The sequence below is a fragment of the Kitasatospora sp. NPDC087271 genome, from assembly GCF_044744605.1.
Taxonomy (GTDB): Bacteria; Actinomycetota; Actinomycetes; order Streptomycetales; family Streptomycetaceae; genus Kitasatospora.
In genome coordinates this window covers 42200-52322 of record NZ_JBIUYQ010000006.1, presented here as the reverse complement: position 1 = coordinate 52322, position 10123 = coordinate 42200, and the positions used below count along the sequence as shown (strand labels likewise).

Sequence of the window (10123 nt, the reverse complement as noted above, 5' to 3'; positions counted from 1 at the left end):
CACGGCCCCCGCCCCCGCCCCCAGCGCGGGGGCGGGGGCCCCGGTTCACACCCGCGCGGCGCCGGCCAGCGCGGCGGCGAGGTCCGCGGCCAGCGCGTCCACCGCCTCGGCCGTGAAGGCGTGCTCGTTGTACCGCAGCCAGCAGCGCAGCGAGCCGTCCGGCTGCTCGGTGACGGCGAGCTCCGGCACGTGCCGGTCGCCGCCGGGCAGCGGGTACGGCACGGTGGCGTTGCGCGGCAGTTCCCACGCGGCGCACGCCACTCCGGGCAGCTGTGCCGGGGCGCTCCAGCTCTCGTACCGCAGCCAGGCGGCGAACGGGACCAGCGGGCTGAACTCGGCGAAGGGGTAAAGCTGGTGGTCCAGCGCGGTGGTGGCGGCCGTGCGGACGCGGTCCAGCAGTTCGGCGAACCCGGGCTCCCCGGCGGCGTCCACCCGCAGCAGCAGCGACTGGACGAAGCAGCCGACCGCGCGTTCCGCCTCCGGCCTGGTGCGGCCGGGCACCGGGGTCATCAGGACGAAGTCCCGCTGTCCGCTGCGGGCGGCCAGCAGCCCGCTCCACACCGCCGCCATCGCGAGGAACGGGGTGGCCCCCAGCTCCGCCGCCCGGGCCCGCAGCGCGCCCGCCCGTTCGGCCGGCACCTCCAGCGTCCGGACGGCGCTCAGCACCACCTCGGTGTCCTGCCGCCCTGGGAACGGGTCGATCGCCGTGGGGGCGCCCGCGAGCGCCGTCGCGAAGTGCGCCCGGGTGGCCGGCCAGTGCGCGTTCGACCACTCCACCAGCTCCCGGTACGCCGGGCCGGGCCGGGCGGCCGGCGCCGGGCGGCCGCCGCGCAGCGCCGAGTACAGCACGCCCAGGTCGCGCAGCAGCACGCCCAGCGACCAGCCGTCGGCGACGATGTGGTGGACCGCCAGCATGACGACGTGGTCCCCGGGACCCCGGCTCACCACGGCGAGCCTGGTCATCGCCCCCGAGGCCAGGTCGGTCAGCCGGTCGCGTTCGGCGACGAGCCGGGCCGACACCTCCGCATCGCTCGCGCCGGGGGCGTCCAGCAGCACCACGTCCGCGCGCGGCTCGTCGTCGAGCACGGCCCGCAGCACCCCCGGTTCGGCGTCCGGCACCGGGACGAACCTGGTGCGCAGCGCGGGGTGGCGGCGGATCGCCTGGTGGAGGGCGTCGGCCAGGGTGTCCGTCCGCAGTTCCTCCAGCACCCGGAACATCACCGCCACCGAGCCGACGTTGCGGCCCGCGGCCTCGGCCATCCAGCGCAGGAAGTTCTCCTGCTGCGCGGTGAGCGGGAGTTCGTGCGGCTGGGCGCGCAGCGAGCGCAGGAACGCCGTCGCCTCGGCCTCCACCGGCTCCACCGGCCCGGCGGAGCCGGTCGAGGCCGCCGCCTGTTCCAGCCAGGCGGCCTGGGCCCGCAGTGAGGGCCGCTCGAACACCAGGGCCGTACCGGCCGCCACGCCGAACTCGGCGGAGATCGCGGCGGCCAGCTGGACGGCCCGGAAGGAGTCCCCGCCGAGCGCGAAGAACTCCTCCTCCACGGCCCGGACCGGCCGCCCCAGCACGCCCCGCCACAGCTCGGCCAGCGCGCGCTCCCGGGCGGTGGCCGGTGCGGTGCCGGCGGTGGGCACGGGCTCCTCGAACCTGGCCCGGAGCCGGTGCTTGACGACCTTTCCGCTGGGGTTGCGCGGCAGCGAGTCCGTCACCAGCAGGCGTACGGGCAGTTCGGCCCGGGCGAGCCGCTCGCCGAGGAAGAGCCGCAGCCCGTCGAGGTCGATCCCGCCCGGGAGCGGGACCACGGCCGCCACCGGCACCTGGCCCATCACCGGGTGCGGCAGCCCGAGCGCGGCCGCGTCGGCGACCTGCGGGTGCTCGTGCAGCACCGCTTCGATGCGCAGCGTGGAGACCTTCAGCGCACCGGACTTGACGATGTCGCTCTCCCGGTCGACCAGGTGGAGGTAGCCGTCCCCGTCCAGCCGGCCCAGGTCGCCCATCCGCACCCAGCCGTCGCGGAACACGGCGCCGGAGTCCGCGCCGACGTACCCCCGGGGCGGGCCCGGCTGGCGCAGCCAGAGCTCGCCGGTGTCGCCGGGCGCGACGGGCTGCCCGGCCTCGTCCAGGATCCGCAGGTCGGCCGGGTCGGTGGGGCGGCCGACCGAACCGGGGCGGCCGGCGTCCACGATCGCGGAGATCTGGGCGGGGGAGGCCTCGGCGGAGGTGTAGGTGTTGACGACGGTCGCCTTGGGCAGGGCGGCGCAGAGCCCGGCGGCGACGGCGGGCGGGAGCGCGGCGGCCGAGGAGCTGACCAGGAGGACGCTGCTCAGGTCCCGGCGCTCGGCGATCCCGGAGTTCAGCAGTTCCACCGCCATCGACGGCACCAGGAAGACGGTGCCCGCGCCGTACTCCTCGACCACTCGGCCGAACTCCTCCGCGTCGAAGCGCGGCAGGCAGATCGTGGCCGGCTGCGCGGTCAGCGCGTTCACCAGGACGACCTGGGCGGCGTTGGTCCCGATCGGGAAGGCGTGCACCGCGTAGCGCGAGTGCGCGTACGGGCGGGGGCGGGGGTTGAGGACGAGCCCGGCGGTCAGGCTGGCGTGCGCGGCCCGGACGCCCTTCGGGGTGCCGGTGGTGCCGGAGGTGCCGATGATCTGGGCGAGGTCCCCGGGAGCGGCCCGATACGGCGGTTCGTCACCGCTTCCCTTGCCGTCACCGCTGTTCTCCAGGCCGTCGAGGGTGAAGGCGGGCAGAGCGGTGCGCGGCCCGTTCCCGGCTATCGCCCAGCGCGCCCCGGCGGCGTCGACGAGCCGCGCGACGTCCGCCCCGGAGAGGTCCGCGCGGATCACCAGCCCCGCCGCGCCCGCGTAGTGCGCGGCCAGGAACGCCACGGCGTACGCGTCCCACTCCCGGTTGTCGAGCAGCAGCGCCACCCGGTCCCCGGGCCGTACCCCGGCCCGGGCCAGCCCGTGCGCGGCCCGCACCGCCCGTTCGCGCCACCGGCCGTAGGTGAGGCTGCCGCCGCCCGGCACCAGCAGCGCCTCCCGGTCGGGGTGCAGCGCCGCCCGGTGGTCCAGCAGGGCGGGGAGGGTGAGGGGCACGGGGACGGGCTGAGCGTTGATGACGACTCCCGGAGGGGCTGCTGACCGCTGAGTGATCCAGAACGTATCGGAGCAGTGAAGGAAGGCGCCAGATCCGTTCACATGTCGTCACGACCGCCCGTCGGCAGCGGGCGCGTGGACGGGACAATGACGGGCGTGACCGACGTGACGCTGAACCTCTGGCGCCGGCCCCTCGGCGCGGTGCCGGCCGAGGTGTGGGACCGGACCGACCTGACCGTGCTCATCCTCGCCGAGACCGGCCTGACCGAACTGCCGCCCGAGGTCGGCGGGTTGCGACGGCTTCGCACCCTCGACCTCGGGCACAACCGGCTCACCGGCGTGCCCGCCGAACTGGGCGAGCTGACCGGGCTCGCCGACTTCCTCTACCTGCACGACAACGCGCTGACCGCGCTGCCGGCCGCGCTCGGCCGCCTCACCGCGCTGCGCTACCTCAACGTCGGCGACAACCGGCTCACCGAACTCCCCGCCACCATCGGCGACATGACCGCCCTGGTCGAGCTGCGCGTCCAGCGCAACCGGCTCGCGGCGCTGCCCGACCGCCTCGGCGAACTGACCGCCCTGCGTGAACTCTGGCTGTGCGGTAACCACTTGACCACCCTGCCGGACACCTTCGGCGGCCTCACCGCGCTGCGCGAACTCGAACTGCGGGACAACGCGCTCGCCGAGGTCCCGCCGGTGCTCGCCGGGCTGCCGCTGCTGCGCCGGCTCGACCTTCGGGGCAACCGGATCACCGAACTGCCGCACTGGCTGGCCGAACTGCCCGCACTGGAGAAGCTGGACCTGCGGTGGAACGAGGCGCGCCCCTCGCCGCGACTGCTCGGCGCGCTCGACGCGCGCGGCTGCGCCGTCCTGTTCTGAGCGGCCGCGGATAAAGATCACCACGGCGGTCGGCGCCCTGTTATCGTGGATCGCATGAAGCGCGCTGCACTCGCCACGACGACGCCGGAGAGAGTCCCGGTGCGCTGACTGCTGACCTAGTCCGAAGCCCCGGGGCGAGTGCCCCGGGGCTTCGCCGTTTCCGGACCACTCGCCCGCAGATCCGAGTGGAGACCACCCCATGCACGACCACGCCGCGCACGACCGCCCTGCACACGACCACCCCGCGCACGACCACCGCAAGCTCGGCCGCGAACTCGACCTGTTCGACACCGACCCGCTGATGGGCTCCGGCCTGCCCTACTGGCTGCCCGACGGCGCCGCGATCCGGCACACCCTGGAGGAGTTCATCCGCGAGCGCGAGCGGCGGGCCGGCTACCGCCACGTGTACTCGCCGGTGCTCGGCAAGCGCGAGCTGTACGAGATCTCCGGCCACTGGGCGCACTACCGCGACGACATGTTCCCACCCATGGAGCTGGGCTCGGAGGAGATGGTGCTCCGGCCGAGCCTCTGCCCGCACCACGCCCTGATCTACCGCTCCCGACCCCACAGCTACCGGGAACTCCCGCTGCGGATGGCCGAGTTGGGTGGCATGTACCGCTCCGAACTGTCCGGCGTGCTGGGCGGGCTGACCAGGGTCCGGGCGATCCAGCTGAACGACGCGCATGTGTTCTGCACCCCGGAGCAGGCCGCCGACGAAGCCGTCGCCGCACTGGAGCTGATCCGCGCGGCACACCGCGCGCTCGGCATCGAACCGGTCCGCTACCGGCTCTCGCTGCCCGGCGCGGGCGGCAAGTACGTGGCGGATCCGGCCCTCTGGGAGCGGGCCACCGCGCTGCTCACCGACGTGCTGGAGCGCTCCGGCGTGCCGTTCGAGGCCGCGGAGGGCGAGGCCGCCTTCTACGGGCCGAAGATCGACGTGCAGATCGCCGACGGCGCCGGGCGCGAGTTCACCCTCTCCACCGTGCAGATCGACTTCCACCAGCCCGAGCGCTTCGGCCTGCACTACATCGGCCCGGACGGCGCGAAACACCGGCCGGTGATGGTCCACCGCAGCGTGATCGGCAGCGTGGAGCGGGTGGTCGCCCACCTCATCGAGTTGTACGGCGGCGCGTTCCCGGCCTGGCTCGCCCCGGCGCAGGTGGTGCTGCTGCCGGTCTCCGAGGGCGAACTGCCGCAGGCCGAGCGGCTCCGGCGGCGCTGCCTCGACCTCGGGTTGCGCGCCGAGGTCGCCGGGCCCGGGCACGGCAGCCTGGGCGCCCGGATCCGGGCGGCGCGCCTGGTGCCGTACCAGGCCGTGATCGGGGCCCAGGAGGCCGTGGACGACCGGGTCGCGCTGCGGCTGCGGGACGGCCGCCGGCTCGAACCGCTGCCCGCGGAGGAGGCGTGGGCCAGGATCGGCGCGCTGGTGGCGGCGTGCAGCGCCGACCTCTGGGCGGACGACCCCGCGCGCCGGCCGGGCGGGGCGGCTCAGTAGGACTGGAGCTCGATCAGATGGCCGTCCGGGTCCCGCAGGTGGGCGCTGCGCAGGTTCGGGCCCCACTGCGGTCGGTCGGTCGGGCCGACGACCGGGGTGCCGCCGTGGCGCAGGCAGAGGGCGAACGCGTCGTCCACGGAGGCCACCCTGAAGACCAGCATCGCGGCGTCCTGGGCGGGGGCGGCCGGGCGTTCGGGCAGGCCGGTGGTGCCCAGGGCGGCGGCCATCGCGGCGCGGTCGAAGAGCACCAGGACGGCCTGCCCGTCGACGTCCCAGTTGGCGTAGGGGCCGTCGGGGGCGCCCTTGACCAGGGCGGCGCCGGTGAGGGGCGGCAGGACCGCCCGGTAGAACCCGAAGCACTCGGCGAAACGGGTCACGAGCAGGCGGGGGTACAGGGCGTCCACGGTCGAAGCTCCCGGGTTCGGGGATTCAGCGGGTCGGATCAGTCGGATATCAGTGGGTCGGCACCCACTATAGGGATGAACCCTAGACTGACGCCATGGCCCCCGAACCCCCGCTCCCCGAATCCCCGCTGCCCGCCCCTTCCCTGTCCGACCCTCCCCTGTCCACTCCCTCCCTGCCGCCGACGCTGCTCGACCTCAGTACCTACCTGCTCTCCCGGATCGGCCGGACGGCACGGGGCCGCCTCGCCGAGCAGCTCGCCGAGCACGGCCTCCGGCTCTGGGACATGGCCGTGCTGGCCGCGCTCGCCGACTTCGGGCCGCACGCCCAGCGGGACCTGGTCCAGCGGCTGGGCATCGACCCGAGCGACCTCGCCAAGGTCGCCGACCAGCTGGCCGCCGCCGGGTACGTCGAGCGCGTCCGCGACCCGGCGGACCGGCGGCGGGTCTCGGTGTCGGTCACCGGCGCCGGGCGGGTGCTGCTCGCGGAGCTGGACGCCCGGGCGCGCGCGGTGCAGGACGAGGTGCTGGCGCCGCTGGACGCGCGGGAGCGGCAGTTGCTGCACGGCCTGCTGCTGCGCGTCCACCAGGGACACCAGGGGCCGGGGGAGCGGCGCGGCCTCTGAGGCCCGCTCAGCCGGCCGGCCCGGGGCGGCGGGCACCGGCGAACTCGCCGGCCCAGCGCGGGACGTCGAGGACGTGCTCGACCCGGGCGACCGGCGTCCCGGTGCGCTCGGCGTGGATCATCGCGCCGTCGCCGACGTGGATCCCGACGTGGTGCAGCGGCGCGTCCGGGCGGGAGAAGAACAGCAGGTCGCCCGGGGCGAGGGCGTCACGCTCCACCGGGGCGCTGCGGTGGAACTGGGCGACGGTGTAGTGCCCGAGCTCGACCGTGCCGTGGCTGGCCCGGTACCAGCAGTAGAGGGACAGGCCGCTGCAGTCGAAGCCGACCGTGCTCTCGCCCACGCAGACGCCGTCCAGGTAGCCGTTCTCGTCGTCGCAGAAGCCGAGGCTCGCCCCCAGCCGGTCGCCGCCGCCCCAGGCGTAGGGCACGCCGAGCTGGGCGGTGGCCACCTCGGCGACCCGGCGGCCCAGGGCGGCGGACGCGGGCGCCGGGGTGGCCGACCGGGTTGTCGCGGTCGCGGTCGCGGCCGCGACCGGAGCGAGGGTCGGGACGAGCCCCGCCCCGAGCGCCAGGCCCAGCATCCGGCGCCGGCGGACCCCGGAGGCCTCGTCGCGGTACGGCGGTCGGGATTCCATGGGTGACCTCCTGGTGTCGGCGCGGCGTCGGCGCGTGCGGGTGGCGGCCACCAGGATTCCGGCCGGGCGGGTCGGCCCGCCATCACCCGCAACGGTGAATCGTGGACGCAACGGTCCCGTGGCGGACGGGAAAGCGCTGGTAAATGGTTTGACGGTCGTTCAGGAGAGGCCAACGATGGGCGCGAACGTTCGGCCGCGACCCTTCGGAGTGCCCCTTGAACAGTGCAGTCAAGCTGATCCGCAGCTCCCGCCTCACCCCGGCCGTCGACTACGCCTACGCGGCCCTGGTCGACGCCCCGGCCCGTTCGCTCTGGCTCGCCGGCGCCTGCCCGCTCGACGCGGAGGGGCGGACGGTCGCCGTCGGCGACTACGCGGGCCAGGCGCACCAGGTGATGCGGAACCTGATAACCGCGCTGGAGGACGCCGGTGCCGGGCTGACCGACGTCGCCCGCACGACGGTGTACGTGGCCTCCGCCGACCAGGCCGACCTGGTCGCGGTGTGGGACGTGTACCGCGCCTACATGGGGGAGCACGACACCCCCAGCACGCTGCTGGGGGTGTCGGTGCTCGGCTACGACGACCAGCTGGTGGAGGTGGAGGCGGTGGCCGTCCTGCCGTGACGCCTTCCAGCCTCCCGGTGTCCCGATTAGGAAACCGATCGTTCGGTTTTTCCCCGGATAGGTGAGGTGTGGGGGTGGTGCCGCTTTCGGTCGTCCGGCGAAGGAACGGCGGCCCGTAGGCGAAATGCGGAGGATGCGGGCGGGAGGGGAGAAGCGTTTGAGGCGATTCCCCGACATCATCTTGTCGTCCGTAGGCCACCGGTAGCTAAGATACGGGGTGTTTGGTTTTGTTTTCCGGGAGCTCTGGGTGGGGTGGTTGCGGTGGTTCGGCAGGAGCGGGCGGTCCGGACGCGTCGGCTGATCCTGGAGGCGGCGGCGTCGGTCTTCGACGAGTTCGGCTACGAGGGCGCCACCATCGGCGAGGTGGTCGCGCGGGCCGGTGTGACGCGTGGTGCGGTGTATTTCCATTTCGCCTCCAAGCGGGATCTGGCCCAGGGCGTCGTCGAGGAGCAGTTCGTCCAGGACGGTGTGCCCGAACGGGTCTGCAAACTCCAGGAGTTCGTGGACACCGGGATGGTGGTGGCGTATCTGATGCCACGTGATCCGCTGCTGAGCGCGGGGGCCCGGCTCTCGCTGGGCCAGGACGTCTTCGACGACCTCGGCGGCGGCGCGATCCCCGGCTGGATCAGCCGGCTGGAGGCGCTGCTGGTCGCGGCCGGCGAGCGGGGTGAACTGCTGCCGCACGTCGTCCCGGCCGACACCGCGTGGCTGGTCACGGCGGCGTGGACGGGTGTGCAGATCCAGTCGCAGAAGCTGTCCGGGCGCGCGGACTTGGAGCGGCGGGCCGCCGGGCTGTTCCAGCACCTGATGCCGAGCATCACGGTGCCGGGTGTGCTCGGCTCGCTGCAGATGGGCCCGGACCGCGGTGCCCAGGTGGTCGCCGAGGTGGCGGCCGCCCGCGCGGCGGCGGAGGGCGCCGGGGTGCAGGGCGGGGCGCGGTCGGCCGCCCGGCCGGTCGCGGTCGCGGACGAGGTCGGTGTGGGCTGACGGTCCGGCACCGGCCGGAAATCGCTTTGGCTGGTGCGGAGTTGACCAGGACTCGGTGGCCCCCTGCGCGCGGGGGCATCCGGGCGGTGGTCGGCCCGGTGGTCGGTCTGATGGTCGGTCCGAGGGTCAGCCGACCGGCGGTGCGCGCGGAGTGCGGGCGAATTGGTGGCGGCGCGGGATCCACGGGGGTCCGACGCCGCCTTCGGTTTGCCCGCACTCCGCTGCGCGTGGTGGCCGGTTCGTGGCGCAGGGTGGCCGCCGCGCCCGTCTGTCCGAGGCGGGCCGCCCATCCCAAGAAACAAACAGCACGTTCGGTTTTGTATTGACAAACCGCGCGTCCTGTTTTTGACTGGTGACAGTCGCCCTAGGGGTGTCGACCCGGGTGCCGGCCGCGGCGGATCGGCCTGCGGCGTTCCGTGTGATTGGGGTGGTCATCGTGGAAATTCGGGTGCTCGGGGCGTTGGACGTCCGGGTGTGCGGGGTGTCGGTGGTGCCATCGGCGCCGAAACCGCGGCAGGTGCTGGGGCTGCTGGCCCTGCGGGCCGACCAGGTGGTGTCGGCCGGGGTGCTGGCCGAGGAGCTGTGGTCGGGCCGCCCGCCGCGCAGCGCGCGCACGACGGTGCAGACGTACGTGCTGCAACTGCGCGACATGATCGACCGGGCGCTCGGGCAGGTCGCCCCGGCGGCAGGGGTCTCCTGCGCCAAGGACGTGCTGGTGACCTCGCCGGGCGGCTACATGCTGAACAGCGGCGGCGGGTTGACGGACGTCCGGGAGTTCGAGCGCCTGGCCGGCATGGGCTACCGGGCCATGGACGGCGACGACCACCCGCTGGCCGCCCGGATGCTCGGCGAGGCGCTCGGCCTGTGGCGCGGTCCGGCCTTCGCCGACGTCCCGGCGGGCGGCCAACTCGCTGTCGAGGCCAAGCGGTTGGAGGAGACGCGGCTCTGCGCGCTGGACCAGCGGATCGAGGCCGACCTGCGGCTGGGCCGCCACCGCGTCCTGCTCGCCGAACTCACCGTCCTGGTCGACCGCTACCGCACCCACGAGAGCCTGCACGGCCAGTACATGATCGCCCTGCACCGCTCCGGCCGACGAGGCGAGGCCCTGGAGGCCTACCAGCGCCTGCGCAACACCCTGGTACGGGAGTTGGGCATGGAGCCGTCCACCGGACTGCGACGGCTCCAGCGCTCCATCCTGCTCGCCGGCCCGGAGCGGCCCGAGCGCCCCGAGCGCCCGGAGCGCGAGGCGGCCGCGACCGCTTCGCCGGAGGGGTCCGCGGCCCGGTTCACCCGGGTCGGCTGAGGACGCGCGGCAGGCGCCGTCGCTGCCGGGGCGCTGCTCGTGTGTGGTCGGAACGTGCTCGTCGTTGTGAGGGGTGTGGGTC

General features: G+C 74.5%; 9 protein-coding genes. 6 read left to right on the top strand and 3 right to left on the bottom strand.

From position 1 onward, the window contains the following. Positions 1 to 45: 45 nt before the first annotated feature. A complete protein-coding gene (locus ACIO9K_RS12410) occupies positions 46 to 3096 on the bottom strand; it encodes an AMP-binding protein (RefSeq protein ID WP_400329059.1) in 3051 nt (1016 codons plus the stop codon). Positions 3097 to 3252: 156 nt separating this feature from the next. Here ACIO9K_RS12410 and ACIO9K_RS12405 point away from each other — a divergent pair, with 156 nt between their 5' ends. Continuing rightward, on the top strand, positions 3253 to 3975 hold the full coding sequence (locus ACIO9K_RS12405) for a leucine-rich repeat domain-containing protein (protein WP_400329056.1): 723 nt from the start codon (positions 3253 to 3255) through the stop codon (positions 3973 to 3975). A gap of 199 nt (positions 3976 to 4174) precedes the next feature. Next, positions 4175 to 5470 carry a threonine--tRNA ligase gene (thrS, locus tag ACIO9K_RS12400; RefSeq protein WP_400329053.1) on the top strand — a complete coding sequence of 432 codons (1296 nt, stop codon included), beginning with the start codon at positions 4175 to 4177 and terminating at the stop codon, positions 5468 to 5470. Here the strand turns inward: thrS and ACIO9K_RS12395 are convergent. Further along, a complete protein-coding gene (locus ACIO9K_RS12395) occupies positions 5464 to 5874 on the bottom strand; it encodes a VOC family protein (protein WP_400329050.1) in 411 nt (136 codons plus the stop codon). The genes thrS and ACIO9K_RS12395 overlap by 7 nt on opposite strands. Positions 5875 to 5969: 95 nt before the next feature. On the opposite strand from ACIO9K_RS12395, the gene ACIO9K_RS12390 reads away from it, so the two are divergent. Beyond that, a complete protein-coding gene (locus ACIO9K_RS12390) occupies positions 5970 to 6497 on the top strand; it encodes a MarR family winged helix-turn-helix transcriptional regulator (RefSeq protein ID WP_400329047.1) in 528 nt (175 codons plus the stop codon). Positions 6498 to 6504: 7 nt separating this feature from the next. Here the strand turns inward: ACIO9K_RS12390 and ACIO9K_RS12385 are convergent, their stop codons facing one another. Continuing rightward, entirely contained in the window at positions 6505 to 7131 is a 627-nt protein-coding gene (locus ACIO9K_RS12385) for a C40 family peptidase (protein WP_400329044.1), read from the bottom strand. Between the two features lie 215 nt (positions 7132 to 7346). Between ACIO9K_RS12385 and ACIO9K_RS12380 the strand changes: the two genes are divergently transcribed. The 3 genes from ACIO9K_RS12380 (at position 7347) to ACIO9K_RS12370 (ending at position 10041) form a co-directional block, all read left to right on the top strand. After that, positions 7347 to 7751 carry a RidA family protein gene (locus ACIO9K_RS12380; RefSeq protein WP_400329041.1) on the top strand — a complete coding sequence of 135 codons (405 nt, stop codon included), beginning with the start codon at positions 7347 to 7349 and terminating at the stop codon, positions 7749 to 7751. A gap of 252 nt (positions 7752 to 8003) precedes the next feature. Then, on the top strand, positions 8004 to 8738 hold the full coding sequence (locus ACIO9K_RS12375; RefSeq protein WP_363625716.1) for a ScbR family autoregulator-binding transcription factor: 735 nt from the start codon (positions 8004 to 8006) through the stop codon (positions 8736 to 8738). A gap of 436 nt (positions 8739 to 9174) precedes the next feature. Beyond that, positions 9175 to 10041, top strand: coding sequence for an AfsR/SARP family transcriptional regulator (locus ACIO9K_RS12370; RefSeq protein WP_363625718.1), 867 nt, complete (start codon positions 9175 to 9177; stop codon positions 10039 to 10041). Positions 10042 to 10123 lie beyond the last annotated feature (82 nt).

Coding starts and splice junctions, on each gene's coding strand:
- thrS (WP_400329053.1), top strand. CDS start 4,175: ATGCACGACCACGCCGCGCACGACCGCCCTGCACACGACCACCCCGCG.
- ACIO9K_RS12390 (WP_400329047.1), top strand. CDS start 5,970: ATGGCCCCCGAACCCCCGCTCCCCGAATCCCCGCTGCCCGCCCCTTCC.
- ACIO9K_RS12385 (WP_400329044.1), bottom strand. CDS start 7,131: ATGGAATCCCGACCGCCGTACCGCGACGAGGCCTCCGGGGTCCGCCGG.